The organism is Enterobacter sp. SCRI0065 (assembly GCF_059766475.1).
This window is the reverse complement of the sequence record NZ_JCBAJB010000001.1, coordinates 690,134-715,182: the sequence shown is the minus strand read 5'-3', so window position 1 is coordinate 715,182 and position 25,049 is coordinate 690,134. Positions and strand designations below refer to the sequence as shown.

The following is a 25,049-nucleotide window of genomic DNA, read 5'->3' as shown; positions in this document are numbered from 1 at the left end:
ATCTGGAGATATCACCGCAATGTCAACTATTGGTCGTATTCACTCCTTTGAATCCTGCGGCACCGTCGATGGCCCAGGTATCCGCTTTATCACCTTCTTCCAGGGCTGTCTGATGCGTTGCCTGTATTGCCACAACCGCGATACATGGGATACGCACGGCGGTAAAGAAGTCACAGTAGAAGAGTTAATGAAGGAAGTGGTGACCTACCGCCACTTTATGAATGCCTCTGGCGGCGGTATCACGGCATCCGGCGGAGAAGCTATCCTGCAGGCTGAATTTGTCCGCGACTGGTTCCGCGCCTGTCGGAAAGAAGGTATTCATACCTGCCTGGATACGAACGGTTTTGTTCGTCGTTACGACCCCGTGATTGATGAACTTCTGGAAGTGACCGATCTCGTGATGCTCGATTTGAAGCAAATGAACGACGAGATCCACCAGAATCTGGTGGGTGTCTCCAACCACCGCACGCTGGAATTTGCCAAATACATCGCTGGTAAAGGTATCAAAACCTGGATTCGTTACGTAGTAGTACCCGGCTGGTCAGACGATGATGATTCTGCGCACCGTCTCGGCGAGTTCACCCGCGATATGGGTAACGTCGAGAAAATTGAGCTGCTGCCCTACCATGAGTTAGGGAAACACAAATGGGTAGCAATGGGCGAAGAATATAAACTGGATGGCGTTAAGCCGCCGAAGAAAGAGACCATGGAGCGCGTTAAAGGTATCCTCGAGCAATATGGTCACAAGGTGATGTACTAAATCATAAAAGCCCGGACAGTGAGTGAGCTGTTCCGGGCTTTTTAATATCAGGCGTGAGCCACTGGCGTAGGATGCTCGCCCGCTTTACGCAGCAGCATCAACAGGTAGATAAACGACACGCTGGCAATCATGATAAACAGCAGATTGTCGGAATAGTTTTGCATCAGCATGGCCGTAAAGGTTGGCCCCAACAAGCTGCCAATGGTGTAACTGAGCAACAGAGCCTGATTCATCGCCACCAGTTGATGGTGCTCAACTCTTTCACAGGCCCAGGCCATTGCCACCGGATAAAGCGTAAAGCCCGCCGCACCGAGGATAAACAGCGCAGGTGCCATTGCTGCATTACCAAGCATCGCAAGACAACCCAGAATCACCACGAAGACCTGTACACGCAGTACCAGCAGTCGTCCATAGCGATCGGCAAGCTTGCCAATAGGCCATTGGCCGACAATCCCCGCACTGACCATGACCGCCATCCAGAAACCAATGCCAGAATCGCTTACGCCCTGATGATTCAGATACAAAGGCATTAAGCCGTACAGTGAACCCAGCACAATACCTGAAATAATACAGCCGTTAACACCAAGGCGCGCATGGCGTAACCGGAGCATCGGCCAAACCTGCGTGGTTTCCTGATGTTCGCTGCTCTGGTTTACAATGCGGGTGAAAAGCAGCGGCAAGATTGCCGCCAGTACCATCCCGGTAACCCAAGGCAGCACGCTCATCAGGTCGGTCGGCAACTTGCTAATCATTAACTGACCCAGCACCGTACCGACGTAATAAACCATCATATACGCTGCCAGCAAACGTCCACGGTTGCGTGATGTCCCGCTGCACATCAGAGCACTTTCTACGACAACCCAGATCATCGCGCAGCCGACACCCGCGATAAATCGCCACGCCATCCAGCTCCAGAAGCCGACCATCACGCACAGTCCAACACATCCGGCGGCAAAAATAAGTGACGCGACATAATAGCTACGATTAAAGCCAAAGCGCTTAATCAGTTTCCCCGTCAGCAATGTTCCCAGCAGGTTGCCGGTAAAATAAGACGAGCTGACCATACCAACCTGCCAGGTCGGTAGATGTTCATGGGCAAGCCATAGCGGGACGAGCGTATTTAAAACCGCAATCGCCAGCGTCAACAAAAGCAGGCCACAGAGCAACAGCAGCACTGGCCGAGAATAGGTGGACATGGATTAAAAACCGTGAGGAAGTAAAGATTTCGAGCGCATCATGCCACCGCTAAAAACAAAGTCAATCCATAGGCTTAGCGGCCTCGCACGATTTGTTCCCTGTCGATTTAAAAAACTAATCCTCCTTAAGCGGTGAGTGCCATACACAATACTTATCTGATTGTTTTTATTAATCTAAGCAACAAATAAATATTAATGCTCAGTTGAAAAATTTCATGATAGAAAATAAAAAAGCCGGAGCAATCCAATTGCCCCGACTCGTTATAACTACGCGATGCTTTAGCTCGCGATAGCCATCCCGACAGTCATATGCAGACCGTAGAAGACGCCGCGCCCGATTAACTCCCCTGCCAACACCAGCACGAAGGCCAATGACAGTAAAGGCAGCGCGGGTTGATACCCTTTCACCTGCGGTAGCACCCAACAGGTCAGCGCGACCGCCAGCAGGACGATGCGCCAGGCCATCAGCGAACCGTAGTCAGGTACCAGGGCAGACGCTTGCTGGATTGAGCTATGGATAGTCGCCAGCTCAGCACCCTGCATGAGCGCAACAACCGCGCTGATAACTAACGCCAACAACGAAACGGCTGGCAGCAGACGCATTGCCCACCCATCAACGCCTGCCACACGCAGAAGCAGGAAGCCTAACAGCGGACCGCCGATGAACATCGTCAGGAAGAAGCTCATCGGCGTCCAGATGCTGTACCAGGTTGGAACGGTATCGATAGTGTTATAAACACGAACCATCATCCATACAAACACCACACCAAGTACCATGGTCACGATGAGCCACAGGCCACGCAGACCAGAAGGTAGCTTTTTCATTGCAGCCAGGAGCCAACCTAAGCCCCCTATCGCAAAGAAGATTGCACCACTGGCAATTTCGTTACTGAGCGATGATGCTCCAATGCGGTTCAGCGAGTTGAACGCCCGCAGCGGTGACCCAAGGTGAAGGGTCGAGGCAACAAAACCAATCCCCATTAACACCCACAGGCCAAACATGCTCAAGATCAGACGCTGTTGCTGCTCAGCTCGTAAATCACCTTTGAGCAAGGCTAACGCGAGAACGATAAACCCGCCCGCCACGCATTGTCCGAAGACGGTGAAAATCATCAGCGGCCATTCATGCCATCCACTTCCCATTTTACACCTCCTTCGGATTAGCCAGATAGCCGGTGGTATCACCCGTCGGACGGCTATTGGCATTAGGTTTAATCACAATACTCGGCTTCGTAAAGTGCGCCCCCGGCAGCGGAGCGACCGCCGCAAGGGTACCGTGCTTCTGGCGCAGTTCGTCAATCGGGCCGAAGTCCAGCGCACGCAGCGGGCAGGATTCCACGCAAATCGGTTTCTTACCGTCGGCCACGCGCGAGTGGCAACCGTCGCATTTGGTCATGTGACCTTTCGCGGCGTTGTACTGCGGCGCACCGTACGGGCAGGCCATATGGCAGTATCGGCAGCCAATGCAGACGTCTTCGTCCACGACCACAAAACCGTCTTCACGTTTGTGCATCGCGCCGCTCGGACACACCTTGGTGCAGGCCGGATCTTCACAGTGGTTACAGGCGATCGACAGGTAATAGGCAAACACGTTCTGGTTCCAGACGCCGTTGTCCTCCTGCCAGTCGCCACCCGCGTATTCATAAATACGGCGGAAGCTGACGTCCGGGGTTAAGTCTTTGTAATCTTTACAGGCCAGTTCGCAGGTTTTGCAACCGGTGCAACGACTTGAATCAATAAAAAATCCATATTGGGTTGTCATCGGTTACTCCTTACACCTTTTCAACCTGAACGAGGTTCGTGTGGGACGGATTGCCTTTCGCCAGTGGCGATGGGCGCTGCGTAGTCAGCACGTTAATGCTGCCTGCCTGGTCGATGCGATTTGCATCCGGGTTATACCAGGCCCCTTCCCCTAGCGCGACAACGCCAGGCATCATACGTGGCGTCACTTTTGCCTCGATATGCACCTCGCCGCGATCGTTGAAAATACGAATGCGATCGCCGTTAGCAATACCGCGATTCTGCGCATCTATCGGGTTGATCCACATCTCCTGACGACAAGCGGCTTTCAGCACCTCAACGTTACCGTAGGTGGAGTGAACACGCGCTTTATAGTGGAATCCCGTAAGCTGTAGCGGATATTTAGTCGTAAGGGGATCGTTATAGTTTTCGAAGCCCGGCGTATAGATTGGCAGCGGATCGATAACGTCTCCTTCCGGCAATTCCCAGCTGGAGGCTATTTTCGCCAGCTCTTCCGAGTAGATTTCGATTTTGCCCGATGGGGTGGTCAGTGGATTCGCCTGAGGATCCTGACGGAATTCCTTGTAGGCCACATGATGCCCTTCCGGATCGCGTTGCTTAAACATGCCCTGCTTACGGAAAGTATCAAAATCCGGCAGGTCAGGAATGGCTTTGCGGGAGAGTTCGTGGAGATGACGCATCCAGCCTTCTTGCGTACGACCCTCTGTGAACTGCTGTTCAACGCCGAGACGTTTCGCCAGTTCAGTGGTCATGTCATAGATAGTCTTACACTCGAAGCGCGGTTTAATAACCTGGTCGGTGAAAATGACGTAGGACATATTGCCGCAAGAAGCATCCAGCGCGAAGTCCATCTGCTCAGAGGCCGTGCAGTCCGGCAGAATGATGTCGGCATATTTTGCAGACGAGGTCATATGGCAGTCGATCACCACAATCATCTCGCATTTCTTGTCATCCTGAAGGATGTCATGCGTGCGGTTGATATCGGAATGCTGGTTAATAATGCAGTTACCGGCATAGTTCCAGATCATTTTGATTGGCACATCGAGCTTATCTTTGCCACGCACGCCGTCGCGTAACGCCGTCATTTCGGTACCGCGCTCAATGGCATCGGTCCACATGAACATGGAGATACTGGTTTGTACTGGGTTTTCCAGCGTCGGCATACGTTCGAACGGCACTTCATAGGAGCCTTCACGCGCGCCGCTATTGCCTCCGTGGATCCCAACGTTGCCCGTTAAAATAGAAAGCATTGAGATTGCGCGGGTCGCAATCTCGCCGTTAGCGTGACGCTGCGGACCCCAGCCCTGGCTGATATATGCCGGTTTTGCCGAACCGATTTCACGACCAAGCTGCACAATACGCTCAACCGGAATGCCGGTGATGGTTGAAGCCCACTGAGGCGTTTTCGCAATACCATCACTTCCCTGGCCAAGAATGTAGGCTTTATAGTGCCCGTTTGCTGGCGCACTGCCCGGAAGGGTTTTTTCGTCGTAGCCGACGCAGTATTTATCAAGGAACGGCTGATCGACGAGATTCTCAGTAATCATTACCCACGCCAGCGCATTGACCAGCGCAGCATCCGTACCCGGGCGAATCGGGATCCACTCATCTTCACGCCCGGCACCGGTATCCGTATAGCGTGGATCGACGATAATCATTCGCGCATTCGATTTAGCACGCGCCTGTTCAAGATAATAGGTCACCCCACCGCCGCTCATACGCGTCTCGCCAGGGTTGTTACCGAACAGAACAACGAGTTTGCTGTTTTCGATATCAGACGGGCTATTGCCATCGGCCCAGCCGCCGTAGGTGTAATTCAACCCCGCCGCGATCTGTGCTGAAGAGTAGTCACCATAATGGTTGAGATAGCCGCCGCAGCAGTTCATCAGACGGGCAATCAAAGTTTTACCTGGCGGCCAGGAACGGGTCATCGTGCCACCCAGCGTGCCTGTGCCATAGTTCAGGTAAATAGACTCATTGCCATAATCTTTAATCAGACGCTGCATGTTGTTGGCAATCGTATCGAAAGCTTCTTCCCAACTGATGCGCTCAAACTTACCTTCACCGCGTTGACCAACGCGTTTCATCGGGTATTTCAAACGATCCGGGTTATAGACACGGCGGCGCATCGAACGCCCGCGCAGACAAGCACGAACTTGATGTAATCCTTCGTAGTTATCATCACCCGTGTTGTCCGTTTCGACGTATTTAATCTCGCCATCGACAACATGCATGCGCAACGGACAACGACTGCCACAGTTTACGGTACAGGCACTCCAGATCACTTTTTCTGCGGCAGTCATTGGCGCGATAACTTCTGCCGCCGATGCTATACGTGAAAAAGGTAAGCTGAACGCACTGCTGGCAACGGCCAGGCCGCCAATCGCAGTAGTTTTAACCAGCCCGCGACGACTAACCTCGGCAGCCAGTAAAGCATCTGGCGCTTTAATTTTCATAGATACTCGCTTTGAGTTGCTCACAAAGAATGAAGATGCGGCATTTGCCGCTATATAGTTATATATATAACGAGATGAGTCTTTATTAGTGTTTTATGCTGACTATCTGTTTGTAGGAGTATTACTACTTTGTAGGGAGGGGTTATTGCTTTCAGTCAAAACATCGTTATAAAAAAAGCGCCCTAGGGCGCTTTTTTACTTAAGGCTAAATTAACCGATGTACTGCTGGCCTTTCATGTACGGACGCAGCATTTCAGGAATCTCAATACGACCATCTGCTTGCTGATAGTTTTCCAGCACAGCAACCAGCGTACGGCCTACTGCCAGACCAGAACCATTCAGGGTATGGACCAGACGGGTTTTCTTATCAGACTTAGTGCGGCAACGTGCCTGCATACGACGAGCCTGGAAATCACCGACGTTAGAACACGAAGAGATTTCACGGTAGGTATTCTGTGCAGGAACCCACACTTCAAGGTCGAAGGTTTTGCAAGCACCAAAGCCCATGTCACCCGTGCAGAGTGCCATGCGACGATAAGGCAGACCCAGCAGCTCCAGAACTTTCTCTGCATGACTGGTCATTTCTTCCAGCGCATCCATAGACGTTTCCGGGCGGACAATCTGCACCATCTCAACTTTATCGAACTGGTGCATACGGATCAGACCGCGGGTATCACGACCATAAGAACCGGCTTCAGAACGGAAGCACGGAGAGTGTGCTGTCAGTTTGATAGGCAGATCGTCTTCGTCAATGATTTCGTCACGAACGAGGTTAGTCAGAGGGACTTCTGCGGTTGGGATCAACGCATAGTTGCTGCTGTCTGCTTCTTCATCCAGTGGACGAGTATGGAACAGATCGCCTGCAAATTTTGGCAACTGACCCGTACCGTACAGCGTTTCGTGGTTCACCAGATACGGAACGTAAGTTTCGCTGTAACCATGCTGTTCGGTGTGCAAATCGAGCATGAACTGAGCCAATGCACGATGCAGATGCGCAATCTGACCTTTCATCACGACAAAGCGAGAGCCCGTTAGCTTCACGCCAGCTGCAAAATCAAGACCGGCATGCATTTCGCCCAGTGTCACATGATCGCGAACCTCGAAGTCGAATTCGCGAGGCGTGCCCCAGCGTTTCACTTCAACGTTGTCGTTTTCGTCTTTACCGACAGGAACGCTATCATCAGGAGTGTTAGGGATCGCCAGCGAGATATCACGAATTTCTACCAGGAGAAGTTCTAGTTCAGCTTTCGCCTGATCCAGCTCTTCACCGAGTTTATTCACTTCCAGACGCAATGGCTCAATATCTTCCCCGCGCGCTTTTGCCTGGCCGATGGATTTCGATCGAGAGTTACGCTCAGCCTGCAGATTTTCTGTTTGTACCTGCAGAACTTTACGACGCTCTTCAAGAGCGCGGAGCTTATCTACATCCAGATTAAAGCCTCGGCGTGCCAGTTTTTCAGCGACTGCGTCTGGCTCGTTACGCAGCAGATTGGGATCGAGCATGCTTATCCTGTGCTTATCGAATTGAATTAGGGAAACGTGACCACAGCCTGCGGTCACAGAGATACTATGCCAACATTACCGCAACGATCGCGCTAACGGTAGCGTTTTATAGGGCTATTTTGATCCTGTCCAGTAAGCCAGGCGAGCTTTTCGCCAATCTTGCCTTCAAGACCTCTGTTCGTCGGGTGATAATAGCGCGTTTGTGCCATTTCCTGCGGGAAATATTCCTCGCCTGCCGCATAGGCATTCGGCTCATCGTGCGCGTAGCGGTATTCCTGGCCGTAACCCATCTCTTTCATCAGTTTGGTCGGTGCGTTGCGCAGATGAACCGGGACGTCATAATCCGGGCGGTCACGCGCATCAGCCATGGCGGCTTTGAACGCGGCATAGACGGCATTACTTTTCGGTGCGCAGGCTAAATACACAATGGCCTGAGCGATAGCGCGTTCGCCCTCTGCTGGCCCTACGCGGGTGAAACAATCCCAGGCTGAGATCGCGACCTGCATCGCTCGCGGATCGGCATTACCGACATCTTCAGATGCAATGGCAAGGCAGCGGCGTGCAACGTACAGTGGATCGCCGCCTGCGGTGATGATACGTGCATACCAGTAAAGCGCCGCGTCAGGCGCACTGCCGCGTACCGATTTATGCAGTGCCGAGATAAGATCGTAAAAGCGATCCCCTTTGTTATCAAAACGCGCGCTACGTTCCCCGGCAATCTCCGTCAATAATTCAGGTTTTAAAACGCGCTTCCCGGCATCATCGAGTTCAGCCATATCGGCCATCATTTCGAGCGTATTGAGCGCCCGTCGTGCATCTCCGTTCACCAGTTCTGCAATAGCCAGACGCGTTTCGTCAGGTAAAGCAATATCCTGACCGCCGTAACCACGCGCTTTATCTATCATCGCCTGAGTGAGTACCTGTTCAATATCGCCGGTCGTAAGCGACTTCAAAAGATAAACACGTGCCCGTGAAAGCAATGCTGAATTGAGTTCGAAAGAGGGATTTTCAGTGGTTGCGCCGATGAAAAAGATCGTACCGTCTTCAATATGCGGTAGGAAGGCATCCTGCTGGCTCTTATTGAAGCGGTGGACTTCGTCAACAAACAGAATGGTACGGCGACCGGCATTGCGGTTTTGACGCGCACGTTCAATGGCTTCGCGGATCTCTTTCACGCCTGAAGTCACGGCAGAGAGACGTTCTACGTCTGCATCAGCATAGCGAGCAATCACTTCCGCCAGCGTAGTCTTGCCAGTGCCTGGTGGCCCCCACAGGATCATGGAATGCAGATGCCCGGCTTCGATAGCCCTTGGCAACGGTTTACCCGCAGCCAGCAAATGTTGCTGGCCGATATACTGCGCTAAATTTTCTGGCCGCATACGGGCGGCCAGAGGTTGAAACGCATTGTCAGAAAAATCGAGCGACAGATTGCCCACTCACGCCTCTTACTTATTGCGTTGATCGTCCACCGTTACGCCCTGTGGCGGAGTAAAGGTGAATTTCGATGCGTCTATAGCGCCATTTTGCTGGGATTTAAGCTGGTAGCTACTACGCTGCTCATCCTGCTCAATTGCGCTAAATTGATTGATTGTTCCGTTGCGGCTCACGTTGATGGTGAACTGTTTCAGGTTGCCGCTGCTGGCCTTTGGCGTCAGCACAAAATCATCGCCATTTTGCTTAATGTTATACTGTTGCCAGTCGCTAGTCTGGTTACGGGCAATGAGCATAAACGGCGTGTTACTGGTCGCGTCTTTTAACAACGTCGCCGTCGCCTGTTCAACAAACGGATTGTAGAACCATAACGTTGTTCCATCGGATACCAGGATACTTTCGTCAGGCTGAGTCATATGCCAGTTAAACAAATTCGGACGCTTAACCCATAAATCGCCCTGGCCTTCCTGAACCGCGTTACCGCTGCCGTCAGTCACTTTCTGAGTGAAACTGGCGTGGAAGCTGCTGACTTTATCCAGGCGGCTTTTAAGGTCGCTAGCGGCATCGGCCCAGACACTGCTGGCAACAAGGCTGGTCAGTAATGCTCCGACGATTGCGATTTTTTTCATTATCAGTCCTTAAAATTCGTCATCCCGAAATGGGGGTCTGTCTACTATTCTGAACCTGCCCGAAGACAGGTAACAGAAGAAAATGCTTAATTTTTGTGGCGTTACCCATCTTTGCAATCAGCAGTCGTTTACTCAAACGGCGGTGGTGCCAGAACTTCACGATTACCATTATGGCCTGGCTCGCTGACGATACCCTGAGCTTCCATTTGTTCGATAATACGTGCCGCGCGGTTATAGCCGATACGGAACTGACGTTGCACACCGGAGATAGACGCTTTGCGTTTTTCGGTGATGAAGTTCACTGCCTGATCGAATAACGGATCCAATTCTTCAGCACCGTCGTAGCCACCACCGCTACCGCCTTCGCTTTCGCTCTCGGTGGTAATGCCGTCAACGTATTGTGGACGACCGCGTGCTTTCCAGTCCTGTACAACGGCATGGACTTCCTGGTCACGCACAAACGCACCATGAACACGAACCGGTGTGCTTGAGTTTGGCCCAGAATAAAGCATGTCCCCCATTCCCAGCAGCGATTCCGCGCCCCCCTGATCGAGGATAGTGCGAGAGTCAATCTTACTGGAGACGGTGAAAGCGATACGCGTCGGGATGTTGGCTTTAATCAGACCGGTGATGACATCTACAGACGGTCGTTGCGTTGCCAGCACCAGGTGAATCCCTGCCGCACGCGCTTTCTGCGCCAGTCGGGCGATCAGCTCTTCAACTTTTTTACCCACCGTCATCATCAGGTCGGCAAACTCATCAACCAGTACGACGATATAAGGCAGTTTTTCCAGCACTGGATGCTGAGCATCCATGCTGTCGCCTGGCTTCCAGTAAGGGTCTGGAATCGGACGCCCCATACGGGCCGCTTCGGCAATTTTATCGTTATAGCCTGCAAGATTACGCACGCCAAGCGCAGACATCAGCTTGTAGCGTCGTTCCATCTCATTCACGCTCCAGCGCAGCGCGTTGGCTGCGTCTTTCATGTCAGTCACGACTTCGGTGAGCAGATGCGGAATACCTTCATAGACGGACAGTTCGAGCATTTTCGGATCAATCATGATGAAGCGCACGTCTTCTGGCTGAGCCTTATAAAGCATGCTCAGAATCATCGCATTCACACCGACAGATTTACCGGAACCCGTTGTACCCGCCACCAGCAGGTGAGGCATTTTCGCCAGATCGGCGACAACCGGATCACCCGCGATATCTTTGCCTAAGACGATAGTTAACGGAGACGGGTTATCCCGGAACTTCGCATTATCAAGCACTTCACGCAGATAAACCGTCTGGCGCTTTTTATTAGGTAGCTCCAGGCCAACGTACGGTTTACCCGGAATGACCTCAACGACGCGCACGGCAACGGTCGAAAGGGAACGCGCCAGGTCACGAGACAGGTTGGAAATTCGCGCAGCTTTAACGCCAGGTGCCAAATTCAGTTCAAAACGGGTAATCACCGGACCTGGCGAGTAATTCACCACATCCGCTTTGATACGGAAATCAGCCAGACGTGTTTCAACCAGACGCGCCATTTGTTCCAGCGCGAAGGTGTCGACAGGTTCAACCTCGGTAGGTGGCGAGGTTAAAAGATCCAGCGACGGCAGCGGTGTGGTCGGTCTCTGCACCGGACGGCTGTCACCATTGCGCATCAACAGAGGGTGAATCAAACTTTCCTGCGCGTGTGCAGGAGGCTGCTGAGGCGCGTATTGTGGTGGCACTGCCACCGGCTGTTGTACCGGTGGTGTTTGAACGTGAGGCTGCGGTGGTGCAAACGACTGACGCACGGGTTCCGCTTCAGGCATAACGCCTGGCGTAAACAAAGGTTCACTCGGCGTGTCGTTGACCAGATCCTTCATCGGCGAGAATTCAAAATCCGACAATGAGAACGCATTCGCACCGGATGGCTGATCGCCAGAGTAGCGCTGCTGCTGCGTCGCAGCGAACTGGCGAGCCAGCTCAGCCTCTGCCGCATCGTCTTCATGATCCTGCGCAGAGAATTGCTGCGGCTCAGTTTGCTCTTCTTCGCTGTAACGCTGATGCTGCTGCGCGGCAAACTGGCGAGCCAGTTCGTCTTGATGCATTGCTTCTGCGTCATCTTCATATTCAGGTTCGCTGGTTTTGTCTTCCGTCATGCGCTGAGAAGGCAACTTAATGCCATAGGACGCCAGCTCACGACGTGTCGGGACGCGGACCCGATTCGGACGAGGTAGTTGCGGGCCAATCCCCTCTTTCACCTGCGGACGAGGTGCACCACCTGCGGCCAGACTGAATACTGGCGCGGCGGTAGCGGCAGCGGTTGCCGCCGTTGCGGTGGCATGTTTAACACCCGCGGCAACCGGAGTGACCGATGCCATTGGATCTACGGACGGGGCCGTAAAGGCAGGCGGTGTAACAGGGCGAATAACCTCAGGCTCTTTCAGTGGCTCAGGTACCGGCTGATACCATGCCGCCAGTTGTTCGCGTTCTCGCGCACGCCTTTCCTCTACTTCTTCAAAGTAGTACATCGGCGGGCGAACAGGTTTGACCTCTTCCACTTCAATCTGCGGCTCAACAATCGGTTCAGGGGTGTATTCCTGATACGGTTGCGCGACAGGTTCTGCATATTCTGGATTAGATTGTGGTTCGTAAGCGGGTTCAGCCTGGTACGGCTGCTGCCACGGCTCCGGTTGTTGCACCGGCGCATAGCTTTCGGGCTGTGGGGCAATAATCGGTTCAGGCGTGTGAACCCCTGGCGCAGTTTGCCAGTCAACCGCAGGTTGCTGCATGGAGGGTTCAGACGTGAACGTTGGGGCAGAAGGCATCACTGCCTCGACCGGTGCTGCATATACTTGCGCCGCCGTAGTTGCGAGCGCAGCGGCAGCCACGGGTTCTGTGACTGAATGGCCGTTCAATAGCGGGTCATATTCATCATAATCGGTAGACATCGCGCGATTGCCAGAGAACAGCACATCGTCCGGATCGGCAGCTACGCCCCCTGCGCTATAGGCCACCTGCTCTTCATCATCCATGCGTTTGCCGGAGAAAAGCGCAGCGTCAGTTTTGCGGCCTAAAGGATTAGCAAATTTTTCAGCGACGCGCTTACGGCGCGCCAGAGCACCACGCATGATGCGCGTGCGACGAGACTCGCCACGAGTCGCGGATGACGACTCTTCTTCATAATCGTCGTCATCTTCATATTCATCTTCATTCACCCACGTATCATCACGCCGAGTGCGATTGCTGGCAAAGGTCAGAATGTTGAGGATAAAACCGCCAAGCTTTTCAGCAATGCTGACCCATGACCAGCCGGTAAAGAGCGTAAGGCCTGCGGCCCAAATGCAGAGGAGCGTAATGGTGCCGCCACTGCTGTGCAGCATAGGTTTGATTGCGGTGCTTAAAAGGCTACCAATCACGCCGCCTGAGGCAAAATACCAGATATCATCAGCGTTGATTGCCGCCAGCCCACAGGAGGTCAGAATCAATGCCAGTACGCCAATCATGCGCAGCGAAACGGCGAAATAGTCGATGTACTCTTCGTTCTGTCGATGACGCCAGGCAAACCAGCATCCCCCGACAATGATGACCGGAATGGTGTACGCCATTACGCCAAAAACGAAGAACAGCGTATCCGCAAGCCACGCGCCAGGAATCCCACCCAAATTATGGATAGGTTCATGCCACGCCGTTTGCGACCAGCTGGGATCCGAAGGGTTAAAACTGAGTAAGGCGGCCATCAGCCAGACGGCAAAAAGGGCAACAAGAATCAATAACGCCTCAAGGAGTCGGCGCCCGCTGCTTAACTTACTTAATGTGACTTCTTTGTCTTCAGTGTATTCCTGGCTCAAGAAAAGCACTCCAGGTACCAGGCAATTCCTGCCTGTTTGCTAAAACGGACAACAGCGCCGGGATACCCGGCACTGTTGCTGTATGGATTAACAGGAGTGTAATCAAATTACACTTATTTTGCACCTGTTCCGTATTAGCGCGTCTTAATTACCAGACGATTGCTCTGTTTGACTTCTTCCATCACCACATAAGTACGGGTGTCGTTCACGCCAGGCAGTCGCAGCAGGGTTTCACCCAGCAGTTTACGATAGGCAGACATGTCCGGTACGCGGGTTTTCAACAGATAGTCGAAATCGCCTGAAACCAGATGACATTCTTGAATTTCTTCAAGTTTTTGTACTGCGGTGTTGAATTGCTCAAACACATCCGGTGCGCCACGATTCAGAGTAATCTCAACAAAAACCAGAAGTGAGGCATCCAGATAATGCGGGTTTAACAGAGCAGTATAGCCCTGAATAAAACCCTGTCTCTCCAGTCGACGCACACGCTCTAGGCACGGCGTCGGGGAAAGACCCACACGTTTTGAAAGCTCGACGTTGGAAATACGCCCATCCTTTTGCAGCTCATTAAGAATGTTACGATCGATACGGTCGAGATCTTTGCCAGGGCGCTTCTTGCTATCTACCATTATTATTGTCTCTCTGTATTCCTTCCCTACTCCTGCCTGGACCCTTTGCACTTCACTGTTCAGAGTCTGTACCCGTTGCTTATCGCATCGCCTGTTTATGTTGTTTGCGCGATGCAGATTCGGGTTCTACGGTAAGAAGACCGTTGCCCAGAGGCAGTCACCGACATCACGTAAGGTATCTGTCCACACCATGCGTAAATTTCATTGACCCGGTAAAAATGACGTTTACGTGCATGCCTATGCGACACACCGTTAGCGCGGTTTTTTTTCTTCCTTCAATGTTTTCGCAAAAGCGCAGGGGATTGTCAAAGCAAAACATCGTTTTTTAGTACAACGTGCCAGTTATTCATGGCGGCCGGGTATTTAACCTCATTTAATTGTCTTATAAACGACCGATTTTCATCATAAAACGTTATGTTATTACGCTCTTATGGCAGCATCCATCACTGCTGGCTATTGCACAAATCGGTGACAAAATTGCTGTGCTCTTTTTTTACGGCAACAAATTCCCTACAATCCGAGCAAATGTCTGCCAACAACAATGGGGATCTCATGGGCACGGCTAAACACAGTAAGCTGCTAATCCTTGGTTCTGGACCTGCGGGCTACACCGCAGCGGTCTATGCTGCACGCGCTAACCTGCAACCGGTTTTAATCACCGGCATGGAAAAAGGCGGTCAGTTGACCACCACGACTGAAGTGGAAAACTGGCCAGGCGACCCGAACGACCTGACCGGGCCGCTGCTGATGGAGCGTATGCACGAGCACGCGACCAAATTCGATACCGAGATCTTGTTTGATCACATCAACAACGTTGATCTGCAAAATCGTCCCTTCCGTTTGACCGGCGACAATGGCGAATACACCTGTGACGCGCTGATCGTCGCAACGGGCGCGTCGGCACGTTACCTCGGTTTACCTTCTGAGGAAGCGTTCAAAGGCCGTGGCGTATCGGCCTGTGCAACCTGTGATGGTTTCTTCTATCGCAATCAAAAAGTGGCGGTGATTGGCGGCGGTAACACGGCGGTTGAAGAAGCACTTTATCTGGCAAACATCGCCTCTGAAGTGCACCTGATTCACCGTCGCGATAGCTTCCGCGCAGAGAAAATTCTGATCAAACGTCTGATGGATAAAGTGGCGAGCGGTAATATCGTGCTGCATACCCACCGCACGCTAGAAGAAGTCACTGGCGACCAAATGGGTGTGTCCGGCCTACGCCTGCGCGATACGCAAAATACCGACAACGTAGAATCACTGGAAGTTGCAGGGCTGTTCGTTGCCATCGGTCACAGCCCTAATACGGCGATTTTCGACGGTCAACTGGCGCTGGAAAACGGCTACATAAAAGTGCAGTCGGGTATTCACGGTAACGCGACGCAGACCAGCATTCCAGGCGTATTCGCGGCCGGTGATGTGATGGACCATATTTATCGTCAGGCGATCACCTCTGCTGGCACCGGCTGTATGGCGGCACTGGATGCAGAACGCTATCTCGACGGACTGGCGGAACTCAGTAAATAATCTTTACAAGTCAGTAACAAACGTAAATAAAGGCGGCGATAAGTCGCCTTTATTGTCTCTGCGTTGTAACATTGCCATGCCTAATTCTTATAACTTCACCTGCAAAGCGCGCAATGGAAAAAAACCGTCAACAAGAGTTAACTCGCTGGCTAAAACAGCAAAGCGTTCTATCCCGTCGCTGGCTCAATATTTCCCGTCTTTTGGGTTTTATCAGTGGTTTGTTGATTGTCGCCCAGGCATGGCTGCTGGCCCGCATTCTTAATCATATGATCATGGAGAACATTCCTCGCGAGGCATTGCTGATGCCTTTTATCGTGCTGGTGTTGATCTTTGTTCTGCGCGCCTGGGTTGTTTGGCTACGTGAACGCGTCGGTTTTCACGCCGGGCAGCACATTCGCTATGAAATCCGCCGTCAGGTTCTGGACAGACTTCAGGAGGCCGGCCCGGCCTGGATTCAGGGAAAGCCCGCCGGAAGCTGGGCTACGCTTATCCTCGAGCAAATCGATGACATGCACGATTACTATGCACGCTATCTCCCCCAGATGGCGTTGGCAGTGTTCGTCCCGCTGCTGATCGTGCTCGCCATTTTCCCGGTTAACTGGGTTGCGGCGTTGATACTGCTGGGCACTGCCCCGTTGATTCCTATGTTTATGGCGATGGTGGGGATGGGCGCTGCCGATGCCAACCGTCGAAACTTCCTTGCCCTGGGTCGCCTGAGTGGGCACTTCCTTGACCGACTGCGTGGCATGGAAACCTTGCGCGTCTTTGGGCGTGGCGAAGCTGAGACGGAGAATATCCGCCAGGCCTCGCAGGATTTTCGTCAGCGCACCATGGAAGTGTTGCGTATGGCCTTCCTTTCCTCTGGCGTACTTGAATTCTTTACCTCGCTCTCCATTGCATTAGTGGCCGTCTACTTTGGCTTCTCCTACCTTGGCGCGCTGGATTTCGGACACTACGGCACGGCAGTGACGCTTTCTGCCGGGTTCCTTGCGCTGATTCTGGCACCGGAGTTTTTCCAGCCCCTGCGCGATCTTGGCACGTTTTACCATGCTAAAGCGCAGGCTGTTGGCGCAGCGGACAGTCTCAAAACTTTCCTTGAAACGCCGCTTGCTCACCCGGAACGTGGCGATATTACCCTTAATAGCAAAGACGCCATCACGCTTGAGGCCAACGATTTTTCGGTACTGTCGCCAGATGGCAAAGTCCTTGCCGGGCCGCTTAACTTCACCCTGAGCGCGGGCCAACGTGTTGTTTTGGTGGGCACCAGCGGTTCAGGAAAAAGCTCGCTGCTTAACGCGCTTTCTGGATTTATGGCCTATACCGGCTCATTACAGGTTAACCGCACAGAACTGCGCGCGTTGGAGCCTGACGCATGGCGCAAGCAGTTGAGTTGGGTGGGGCAAAATCCACAGCTACCGGCCCCGACGCTGCGGGATAACGTGCTACTGGCTCGCCCTGACGCGCGTGAAAACGAACTTCAGTCGGTGCTTGACCGCGCGTGGGTCAGCGAATTCCTTCCAATGCTCCCGAATGGCGTTGATACCGTTGTAGGCGATCAATCGTCGGGTTTGTCCGTCGGTCAAGCGCAGCGTATTGCCGTTGCTCGTGCCCTGCTTAACCCAAGCCAGCTCATGCTGTTGGATGAACCAGCCGCTAGCCTCGATGCCCACAGCGAACAACGCGTCATGCAGGCACTCAATGACGCCTCAAAACAGCAAACGACGTTAATGGTTACGCATCAGCTCGAAGGCATTGCCGACTGGGATGAGATTTGGGTGATGGATAATGGTCGTATTGTCGAGCAAGGGAATTATGCGACGCTCGTCGCTGCAGAAGGGCCTTTCGCCGCCCTGCTGGCGAATCGTCAGGAGGAGATCTAATGCGTGCTTTACTGCCTTATCTTGCGCTCTACAAACGCCACAAATGGATGCTAACGCTGGGTATTGTGCTGGCTATTGTGACCCTTTTAGCCAGTATTGGTCTTCTGACGCTCTCAGGCTGGTTCCTTTCGGCATCTGCCGTGGCCGGGTTCGCCGGGCTGTATAGCTTCAACTACATGCTGCCTGCTGCGGGTGTGCGCGGTACGGCCATCGTCCGTACCGCAGGCCGTTACTTTGAACGCCTGGTCAGCCACGACGCCACCTTCCGCGTCCTGCAACATCTGCGTATTTTCACTTTCAGCAAACTGCTCCCGCTCTCCCCTGCCGGACTGGCACGTTTTCGCCAGGGAGAATTACTCAATCGCGTCGTCGCGGACGTCGACACGCTGGACCACCTTTATCTGCGCGTCATTTCTCCGCTGGTTGGTGCCCTGGTCGTTATCGTCGTCGTCACGCTGGGCCTCAGTGTTCTCGATGTGCCGATCGCCCTCACGCTCGGTGGGATTATGCTGTTAACGCTTTTCCTGTTGCCGCCGCTGTTTTATCGCGCAGGTAAATCGACCGGAGAGAACTTAACCCGCCTGCGCGGAGATTATCGCCAGCAATTGACATCCTGGCTGCAAGGTCAGGCTGAATTGACTATTTTTGGTGCCAGCCGCCGCTATCGCGCGCGCATGGAAAGCACTGAGTTAAGCTGGCACGAAGCCCAACGCAGGCAGTCCGAACTGACGGCGCTTTCTCAGGCCGTCATGCTACTGATTGGCGGGGTTGCGGTTATTGCTATGCTGTGGATGGCCTCTGGCAGCGTCGGCGGCAACGTTCAACCTGGCGCACTGATTGCTCTGTTTGTCTTTTGTGCGCTGGCGGCCTTTGAGGCTCTGGCCCCGGTAACGGGTGCATTTCAGCATCTTGGCCAGGTGATAGCCTCCGCCGTGCGCATCACGCAAATTACTGAGCAAACGCCGGAAGTCCAGTTCACCACGCAGGAAACAGTCTCTCCTGAGCGCATCGCACTTAAGCTTAACAACGTGACCTTTGCCTATGACGGGCAGACGCAACCGGCGCTGAACGACATTACTCTGTCTATCCAGGCGGGTGACCATGTCGCGATTCTTGGACGAACAGGATGCGGTAAGTCAACGCTGCTGCAACTGCTGACCCGCGCGTGGGATCCCCGTCAGGGACAGATCGCTTTCAACGGAACGCCGCTTGTCGATTTCAGCGAGCAAGCGCTACGTAAAGCGGTGAGCGTGGTGCCTCAGCGCGTGCATTTGTTTAGTGCGACGCTTCGCGACAACCTGCTGCTCGCCTCGCCGACTGCCTCGGACGAAAAGCTGTGTACGGTTCTGGAGCAAGTGGGCCTGCATAAGCTGCTGGAAGATGACGGGCTTAACGGCTGGCTTGGCGAAGGTGGCCGTCAGCTTTCTGGCGGTGAGTTGCGTCGTCTGGCTGTTGCACGCGCGGTCCTGCACGATGCGCCGCTGATGTTGCTCGACGAACCGACAGAAGGTTTAGATGCAACAACCGAGAGCCAAATCCTTGATTTACTGGCGCAAGTGATGAAGGACAAAACCGTGCTCATGGTGACACATCGCCTGCGCGGGCTGGCGAATTTTGACCAAATAATTGTGATGGACAATGGGCAAATTATTGAGCAAGGTAGTCACGCAGAATTGTTGGCGAAACAGGGTCGCTACTACCAGTTTAAACAGCGTCTGTAGACTATATTTGAACCGATCCTAACTCGCGTATTGGAGTTCCGTCGTCATGCGCCTGGTCCAGCTTTCTCGTCATAATATCGCGTTCCCTTCGCCAGAGGGAGCGCTGCGTGAACCTAATGGGCTACTGGCGCTAGGCGGTGATTTAAGTCCTGCGCGACTGCTGATGGCTTATCAGCGCGGGATTTTCCCGTGGTTTTCTCCCGGCGATCCGATTTTATGGTGGTCGCCCGATCCGCGAGCCGTATTACTGCCTGGGCAGTTTCATCTGAGTCGTAGCATGAAGCGCTTCCATGCAAAATCCCCTTATCGCGTCACGCTCAATCATGCCTTTGGTCAGGTGATCGAAGGCTGCGCCAGCGATCGACATGAAGGAACCTGGATCACCCGCGATATCCTGGTCGCCTATCATCGCTTGCATGAGTTGGGCCATGCGCATTCCATCGAAGTATGGGACGACAATGAACTGGTCGGCGGAATGTACGGTGTCGCGCAAGGCACACTTTTTTGCGGTGAATCGATGTTCAGCCGGGCGGTTAATGCTTCCAAAACAGCATTGTTGATATTTTGCCAGGAATTCGCTGCGCGCGGTGGTCAACTGCTGGATTGTCAGGTCCTCAATGAGCACACCGCATCATTGGGAGCGGTAGAAATATCACGCCGTCATTACCTGGAAGAGCTTGATGTGCTGCGCTTGCAGAAGCTCCCGCAGAACTTTTGGGTCCCCAGAACGCTCTTTCTGCCTCAGTCGTAAATGTTTTCCGCCCATTTTTGACTAGCGGTGTTATAATTGGTGCCGCAGAGTAGCTTCTGCCTGTTGCCCCGCCGCCGTTTGGGAACCCTTCGCACCAGATAACGTCCATACGTTTATCCTGTCGTCCCCTTTACGAATGCGCTTCTCGTGCGGTTTTACCGTGACGACTGGGCAATGCGCCGAAACTGTTTTGCAGCGTTTTAGACGCGCAATTCTTTACTTAATTGATGAATTTCGGCATTATCTTGCCGGTTCAAAACTTGGTAGTGATACCCCAGAGGATTAGATGGCCAAAGAAGACAATATTGAAATGCAGGGTACCGTACTTGATACGTTACCTAATACCATGTTTCGCGTAGAACTGGAAAACGGTCACGTGGTAACCGCGCATATCTCCGGTAAAATGCGTAAAAACTACATCCGCATTTTAACGGGCGACAAAGTGACTGTTGAGCTGACCCCGTACGACCTGAGCAAAGGCCGCATTGTCTTCCGTAGTCGCTAATAGTTTTCGCCTGTAATGGCAGATGAATAATAAAAAAGGTCGGGATTTCCCGACCTTTTTTTATTTCATGGTATCAGTGTTGCTGAGATGAAACATGAATGGCCACTTGTGGACACAGCGGTCTGGTTAAATCTTCAGCAACTGCATGGGTAATATCGTGCAACAACCCCGTCAAATGTGGCAGCATATCGCGGTCAAAATGAGAAATTAACAGCACGTGATTTATTGCGCGGCTGTAATCACATTTTGTTTCGGTCTCTTCCAGCAACCATTCTTTGCGCTGCGGCACCGGTTGCTCTTCCTCGAATTCGACCACGTGAAAATCACTCATTGATTCCGTTAGCTCGCATTTCATGCGATCCAGATACGCCCCCAGGCAACGGCAGACTGGCTGTGTTTGTGGCAGCGAGTGGCAGTCCAGCAGGATTTCAGTGAGCAAATTGCAGCGCTCAGCTAACGTGGTGAGATCGGGTTTAAGGGAGAGCTCGCTGTAGAGCAGGGCGAAATTGTTTTCTGTATTCATTGGGTAATTCCTTCACACACTTTGAATTTACCACCGCAGGAAACGCCAGGTTCGCTGGCGGCGGACGAAAAGGAATTGGCGTACCAGCGTGTGTGCATACTGGCGCTTCCTAAGAAGCTTCCGATTCGCCCGCCAGATGCAGAATTATACCCTTTTCCTTAGGGCGAACGAAGCCCGCAGCAAATACTGCTGCTCACACACTTTCAGGACGCCAATCCTGACACCTGATTTTGCAGGTGCGCCGCCATTCTATTACTGTAATTTTATCCAGCAATAACCACATCAAAATTCTGGAAAGCGCCTCGCAAAATTTCAGCTAAAGCCTGGTTTCAAGGAAATTCAGGCTGACAGCGATGACCTGGTCCGGCTGTAAATCGCCGAATCGTTGACTGAAGGCCGGGGCGACGCGCATGGATGCGCGGCGAGGGCGCATTTACAGGGACGTTGCAGCGCCCGTCCCCGATAGCCGAAAGGAATAAGACGAGGGAATCGCGAAGCGACGATTTTCTTGCCGGGAGCCCGGGTTGCCAGGGCGGCGGCGATTGAGCCGCCATGGCACGTTCACCGTTTCCGGGTTCATAGAGAAGCACAGGTCTGTAAGTGAACGGAATGACCAACTGAGCTGCATGTTCCCGGACCGTACACCCTGAATGGAGAGGGAGTGCATTGTGCAAGCTGTCAATTCAGGAGACGAAATCGAATGACAGGCATAAAAAAACCGGGCTTGCGCCCGGTTTTTAAGCTCAATATGAAAAATTAGTGAGCCGCTTCCGGCTTATGCTTCTGCGCACTCTGGAAATCATACGTCAGCTCTTTCTTCACCTGATCCAGCGCCACGGTTACCTGTCCACCGTCCACCAGCGAGCCAAACAGCAGTTCGTTCGCCAACGGTTTCTTCAGGTTGTCCTGAATGGCTCGCGCCATTGGACGCGCGCCCATTGCACGGTCGTAGCCTTTCTCGGCCAGCCAGTCGCGGGCCTCCTGGCTCACTTCCAGCGAGACGCCTTTCTGATCCAGCTGAACCTGCAACTCGACGATGAACTTGTCCACCACCTGATGAATCACCTCGGTAGACAAGTGATCGAACCAGATAATGTTGTCCAGACGGTTACGGAACTCCGGCGTAAAGATCTTCTTGATCTCCTCCATCGCATCGGTGCTGTTGTCCTGATGGATCAGGCCGATAGATTTACGCTCGGTTTCTCGCACCCCGGCGTTGGTGGTCATCACCAGCACCACGTTGCGGAAGTCCGCTTTGCGCCCGTTGTTATCGGTCAGCGTTCCGTTGTCCATCACCTGTAGCAGGATATTGAACACGTCCGGGTGCGCTTTCTCGATTTCATCAAGCAGCAGAACCGCGTGCGGATGCTTAATGACCGCATCAGTCAGCAAGCCGCCCTGATCAAAGCCCACGTATCCCGGAGGCGCACCAATCAAACGGCTGACGGTGTGACGCTCCATATACTCGGACATATCAAAACGCAGCAGCTCAATGCCCAGCGCTTTGGAGAGCTGTACCGTCACCTCGGTTTTACCCACACCGGTTGGACCGGCGAACAGGAAGGAACCGACAGGCTTGTGGTCATGTCCCAGCCCGGCACGTGCCATTTTGATCGCTTCGGTTAAGGCCTCAATGGCTTTATCCTGACCAAACACCAGCATTTTCAGGCGATTGCCGAGTGTACGCAGCGTGTCACGATCGCTCTGAGAAACGCTCTTCTCAGGAATACGTGCAATACGCGCCACCACGGACTCGATATCCGCCACGTTGACGGTTTTCTTGCGTTTGCTGACCGGCATCAGACGCGCACGTGCGCCCGCTTCGTCGATCACGTCAATCGCTTTATCCGGCAGATGACGATCGTTGATGTATTTCACCGCCAGCTCCACCGCTGCACGAACCGCTTTCGCCGTGTAACGCACGTCGTGGTGCGCTTCGTACTTCGGTTTCAGGCCGTTGATTATCTGCACGGTTTCTTCAACAGACGGCTCAGTCACGTCGATTTTCTGGAAGCGACGCGCTAACGCACGGTCTTTCTCGAAAATGTTGCTGAACTCCTGATAAGTGGTGGAGCCCATCACGCGGATCTTGCCGCTGGAAAGCAGCGGTTTGATCAGGTTAGCGGCATCCACCTGCCCACCAGAAGCCGCACCTGCGCCGATGATGGTGTGGATTTCATCGATAAACAGGATGCTGCTGGTGTCTTGCTCCAGCTGCTTCAGCAAAGCTTTAAAGCGTTTTTCGAAATCGCCACGGTATTTGGTGCCTGCCAGCAAGGAACCGATATCCAGCGAGTAAATCGTGCAGTCGGCCATGATTTCGGGAACGTCGCCCTGCACAATGCGCCAGGCGAGCCCTTCGGCAATGGCGGTTTTACCCACGCCCGATTCACCCACCAACAGTGGGTTATTCTTACGACGACGGCACAGTACCTGAATGGCACGCTCCAGCTCCTTGTCGCGGCCAATCAGCGGATCGATACCGCCAACGCGAGCAAGCTGGTTAAGATTGGTGGTGAAGTTTTCCATACGATCCTCCCCGCCTGCTTGCTCTTCGTTGTTATTAACCTGATTGCTGGAATCAGACGGCTGGTTCGGCTCGTCTTTACGCGTTCCGTGGGAGATAAAGTTGACCACGTCGAGTCGGCTGACTTCGTGTTTGCGCAGAAGATACGCCGCCTGCGACTCCTGCTCACTAAAGATGGCAACCAGCACGTTCGCGCCGGTCACTTCGCTACGCCCAGAAGACTGGACGTGGAACACCGCACGCTGCAATACGCGCTGGAAGCTAAGCGTCGGCTGAGTGTCGCGCTCTTCTTCACTGACGGGCAGCACCGGTGTGGTTTGTTCGATGAAGGCTTCGAGTTCCTGACGTAGCGCCACCAGATCCACGGAGCAGGCTTCCAGCGCTTCGCGGGCAGATGGGTTGCTAAGCAGTGCGAGCAGTAAGTGCTCGACGGTCATAAACTCATGTCGGTGCTCACGCGCTCTGGCGAAAGCCATGTTTAAACTGAGTTCCAGTTCTTGATTGAGCATAGGCACCTCCCCCAATTTTTATGCCTTTTCAGGCTTTTTCCAGCGTACACAGCAACGGATGCTCGTTCTCCCTGGCATAGTCGTTCACCATCGCCACCTTTGTTTCGGCGACTTCTGCGGTAAAGACACCACAGATGGCTTTGCCGCGATAGTGAACGGTAAGCATCAGTTGCGTTGCACGTTCTACATCATAAGAAAAGAACTTTTGCAGCACGTCAATAACAAATTCCATCGGCGTGTAATCATCGTTCATTAACATAACTTTATACATAGATGGCGGTTTTAGCGCGTCGCGCAGTTTATCTTCCGCCAGCTGGTTAAAATCCAGCCAGTCATTCGTCTTGCCCATTGTCAGTCGTCATCATCAGTTACGGTTTACGGCAGATGTCTATGCATTATTTGAATCTACCTCAGATATCAGATAGCTATCATCTATTATTGCCATCCGCGATGTCTGTCACATTCTCGGCCCATAGCGTTAACCGCTTCAAAAATTGGTTGATTCTTATCCCAACTCCAGTGCCAAACGCTTGACGCGATGTTTGGTTTATCTAAATTGTACAAGCGTGAGTTGGCGAGGTTTTGAACAGCCCCCACTCCACCACCGGTTCATTCCATCTTACTTAATAAGATATACGAAGGATGTCGAAGTATGGAAATGGGTACTGTTAAGTGGTTCAACAACGCCAAAGGGTTTGGATTTATCTGCCCTGAAGGCGGCGGCGAAGATATCTTCGCTCACTATTCCACCATTCAGATGGATGGATACAGAACGCTAAAAGCCGGGCAATCGGTCCGGTTTGATGTTCACCAGGGACCAAAAGGCAATCATGCCAGCGTCATTGTGCCCATCGAAGTAGAAGCGGTAGCATAGCTCTCTACTTCATTGTGTACATCCTGCAGTCAAAATGCCAGCCCGATCG

General features: G+C 52.9%; 19 protein-coding genes. 7 read left to right on the top strand and 12 right to left on the bottom strand.

The window, feature by feature from the left end:
* Nucleotides 1-19: 19 nt before the first annotated feature.
* Entirely contained in the window at nt 20-760 is a 741-nt protein-coding gene (gene pflA, locus AC6EMZ_RS03430; RefSeq protein WP_498400978.1) for a pyruvate formate lyase 1-activating protein, read from the top strand.
* Between the two features lie 47 nt (nt 761-807).
* Here the strand turns inward: pflA and AC6EMZ_RS03425 are convergent, their stop codons facing one another.
* The 9 genes from AC6EMZ_RS03425 to lrp form a co-directional block, all read right to left on the bottom strand.
* Nucleotides 808-1,956 (bottom strand): MFS transporter, encoded by a 1,149-nt coding sequence (locus AC6EMZ_RS03425; protein ID WP_498400977.1) that lies wholly within the window; start codon nt 1,954-1,956, stop codon nt 808-810.
* Between the two features lie 279 nt (nt 1,957-2,235).
* On the bottom strand, nt 2,236-3,099 hold the full coding sequence (locus AC6EMZ_RS03420; RefSeq protein WP_498400976.1) for a dimethyl sulfoxide reductase anchor subunit family protein: 864 nt from the start codon (nt 3,097-3,099) through the stop codon (nt 2,236-2,238).
* A gap of 1 nt (nt 3,100) precedes the next feature.
* Nucleotides 3,101-3,718: a DMSO/selenate family reductase complex B subunit gene (locus AC6EMZ_RS03415; protein ID WP_498400975.1), complete on the bottom strand. Its 618-nt coding sequence runs from the start codon at nt 3,716-3,718 to the stop codon at nt 3,101-3,103.
* A 10-nt stretch (nt 3,719-3,728) separates the two neighbouring features.
* Nucleotides 3,729-6,173: a dimethylsulfoxide reductase subunit A gene (gene dmsA, locus AC6EMZ_RS03410; protein ID WP_498400974.1), complete on the bottom strand. Its 2,445-nt coding sequence runs from the start codon at nt 6,171-6,173 to the stop codon at nt 3,729-3,731.
* 210 nt (nt 6,174-6,383) lie between these two features.
* Complete coding sequence (serS, locus tag AC6EMZ_RS03405) at nt 6,384-7,676, bottom strand: serine--tRNA ligase (RefSeq protein ID WP_498400973.1); 1,293 nt, start codon at nt 7,674-7,676, stop codon at nt 6,384-6,386.
* A gap of 92 nt (nt 7,677-7,768) precedes the next feature.
* Nucleotides 7,769-9,112, bottom strand: coding sequence for a replication-associated recombination protein RarA (rarA, locus tag AC6EMZ_RS03400; protein WP_498400972.1), 1,344 nt, complete (start codon nt 9,110-9,112; stop codon nt 7,769-7,771).
* Between the two features lie 9 nt (nt 9,113-9,121).
* Entirely contained in the window at nt 9,122-9,736 is a 615-nt protein-coding gene (gene lolA / locus AC6EMZ_RS03395; RefSeq protein ID WP_498400971.1) for an outer membrane lipoprotein periplasmic chaperone LolA, read from the bottom strand.
* 128 nt (nt 9,737-9,864) lie between these two features.
* Entirely contained in the window at nt 9,865-13,560 is a 3,696-nt protein-coding gene (locus AC6EMZ_RS03390) for a DNA translocase FtsK (RefSeq protein ID WP_498400970.1), read from the bottom strand.
* Nucleotides 13,561-13,694: 134 nt separating this feature from the next.
* A complete protein-coding gene (lrp, locus tag AC6EMZ_RS03385) occupies nt 13,695-14,189 on the bottom strand; it encodes a leucine-responsive transcriptional regulator Lrp (RefSeq protein WP_000228473.1) in 495 nt (164 codons plus the stop codon).
* Nucleotides 14,190-14,741: 552 nt separating this feature from the next.
* Here lrp and trxB point away from each other — a divergent pair.
* The 5 genes from trxB to infA all read left to right on the top strand — a co-directional run bounded on the left by trxB (nt 14,742) and on the right by infA (nt 20,567).
* Nucleotides 14,742-15,710 carry a thioredoxin-disulfide reductase gene (trxB, locus tag AC6EMZ_RS03380; RefSeq protein WP_498400969.1) on the top strand — a complete coding sequence of 323 codons (969 nt, stop codon included), beginning with the start codon at nt 14,742-14,744 and terminating at the stop codon, nt 15,708-15,710.
* Between the two features lie 113 nt (nt 15,711-15,823).
* Nucleotides 15,824-17,590: a heme ABC transporter permease/ATP-binding protein CydD gene (gene cydD, locus AC6EMZ_RS03375; protein ID WP_498400968.1), complete on the top strand. Its 1,767-nt coding sequence runs from the start codon at nt 15,824-15,826 to the stop codon at nt 17,588-17,590.
* Nucleotides 17,590-19,311 carry a heme ABC transporter ATP-binding protein/permease CydC gene (cydC, locus tag AC6EMZ_RS03370; RefSeq protein ID WP_498400966.1) on the top strand — a complete coding sequence of 574 codons (1,722 nt, stop codon included), beginning with the start codon at nt 17,590-17,592 and terminating at the stop codon, nt 19,309-19,311. Before cydD ends, cydC begins: the two co-directional genes overlap by 1 nt.
* 46 nt (nt 19,312-19,357) lie before the next feature.
* Nucleotides 19,358-20,062, top strand: a complete 705-nt coding sequence (aat, locus tag AC6EMZ_RS03365; protein ID WP_498400964.1) for a leucyl/phenylalanyl-tRNA--protein transferase — start codon at nt 19,358-19,360, stop codon at nt 20,060-20,062.
* A gap of 286 nt (nt 20,063-20,348) precedes the next feature.
* Nucleotides 20,349-20,567 (top strand): translation initiation factor IF-1, encoded by a 219-nt coding sequence (gene infA / locus AC6EMZ_RS03360; protein WP_002211347.1) that lies wholly within the window; start codon nt 20,349-20,351, stop codon nt 20,565-20,567.
* 73 nt (nt 20,568-20,640) lie between these two features.
* Here the strand turns inward: infA and AC6EMZ_RS03355 are convergent, their stop codons facing one another.
* From AC6EMZ_RS03355 to clpS, 3 genes are all read right to left on the bottom strand, one after another.
* Nucleotides 20,641-21,090, bottom strand: coding sequence for a hypothetical protein (locus tag AC6EMZ_RS03355; RefSeq protein WP_498400963.1), 450 nt, complete (start codon nt 21,088-21,090; stop codon nt 20,641-20,643).
* A gap of 756 nt (nt 21,091-21,846) precedes the next feature.
* The gene (clpA, locus tag AC6EMZ_RS03350) at nt 21,847-24,126 is read right to left on the bottom strand and encodes an ATP-dependent Clp protease ATP-binding subunit ClpA (protein WP_498400962.1); all 2,280 of its coding nucleotides are present in this window, start codon (nt 24,124-24,126) and stop codon (nt 21,847-21,849) included.
* Nucleotides 24,127-24,154: 28 nt separating this feature from the next.
* Nucleotides 24,155-24,475: an ATP-dependent Clp protease adapter ClpS gene (gene clpS / locus AC6EMZ_RS03345; protein ID WP_498400961.1), complete on the bottom strand. Its 321-nt coding sequence runs from the start codon at nt 24,473-24,475 to the stop codon at nt 24,155-24,157.
* Nucleotides 24,476-24,778: 303 nt separating this feature from the next.
* Between clpS and cspD the strand changes: the two genes are divergently transcribed.
* Nucleotides 24,779-25,000 (top strand): cold shock-like protein CspD, encoded by a 222-nt coding sequence (gene cspD / locus AC6EMZ_RS03340; RefSeq protein ID WP_498400960.1) that lies wholly within the window; start codon nt 24,779-24,781, stop codon nt 24,998-25,000.
* The last annotated feature ends 49 nt before the right edge of the window (nt 25,001-25,049 follow it).

Coding starts and splice junctions, on each gene's coding strand:
- cydC (WP_498400966.1), top strand. CDS start 17,590: ATGCGTGCTTTACTGCCTTATCTTGCGCTCTACAAACGCCACAAATGG.
- clpA (WP_498400962.1), bottom strand. CDS start 24,126: ATGCTCAATCAAGAACTGGAACTCAGTTTAAACATGGCTTTCGCCAGA.
- clpS (WP_498400961.1), bottom strand. CDS start 24,475: ATGGGCAAGACGAATGACTGGCTGGATTTTAACCAGCTGGCGGAAGAT.
- dmsA (WP_498400974.1), bottom strand. CDS start 6,173: ATGAAAATTAAAGCGCCAGATGCTTTACTGGCTGCCGAGGTTAGTCGT.
- lrp (WP_000228473.1), bottom strand. CDS start 14,189: ATGGTAGATAGCAAGAAGCGCCCTGGCAAAGATCTCGACCGTATCGAT.
- infA (WP_002211347.1), top strand. CDS start 20,349: ATGGCCAAAGAAGACAATATTGAAATGCAGGGTACCGTACTTGATACG.
- lolA (WP_498400971.1), bottom strand. CDS start 9,736: ATGAAAAAAATCGCAATCGTCGGAGCATTACTGACCAGCCTTGTTGCC.
- trxB (WP_498400969.1), top strand. CDS start 14,742: ATGGGCACGGCTAAACACAGTAAGCTGCTAATCCTTGGTTCTGGACCT.
- AC6EMZ_RS03355 (WP_498400963.1), bottom strand. CDS start 21,090: ATGAATACAGAAAACAATTTCGCCCTGCTCTACAGCGAGCTCTCCCTT.
- serS (WP_498400973.1), bottom strand. CDS start 7,676: ATGCTCGATCCCAATCTGCTGCGTAACGAGCCAGACGCAGTCGCTGAA.
- cydD (WP_498400968.1), top strand. CDS start 15,824: ATGGAAAAAAACCGTCAACAAGAGTTAACTCGCTGGCTAAAACAGCAA.
- AC6EMZ_RS03420 (WP_498400976.1), bottom strand. CDS start 3,099: ATGGGAAGTGGATGGCATGAATGGCCGCTGATGATTTTCACCGTCTTC.
- cspD (WP_498400960.1), top strand. CDS start 24,779: ATGGAAATGGGTACTGTTAAGTGGTTCAACAACGCCAAAGGGTTTGGA.
- AC6EMZ_RS03415 (WP_498400975.1), bottom strand. CDS start 3,718: ATGACAACCCAATATGGATTTTTTATTGATTCAAGTCGTTGCACCGGT.
- aat (WP_498400964.1), top strand. CDS start 19,358: ATGCGCCTGGTCCAGCTTTCTCGTCATAATATCGCGTTCCCTTCGCCA.
- AC6EMZ_RS03425 (WP_498400977.1), bottom strand. CDS start 1,956: ATGTCCACCTATTCTCGGCCAGTGCTGCTGTTGCTCTGTGGCCTGCTT.
- pflA (WP_498400978.1), top strand. CDS start 20: ATGTCAACTATTGGTCGTATTCACTCCTTTGAATCCTGCGGCACCGTC.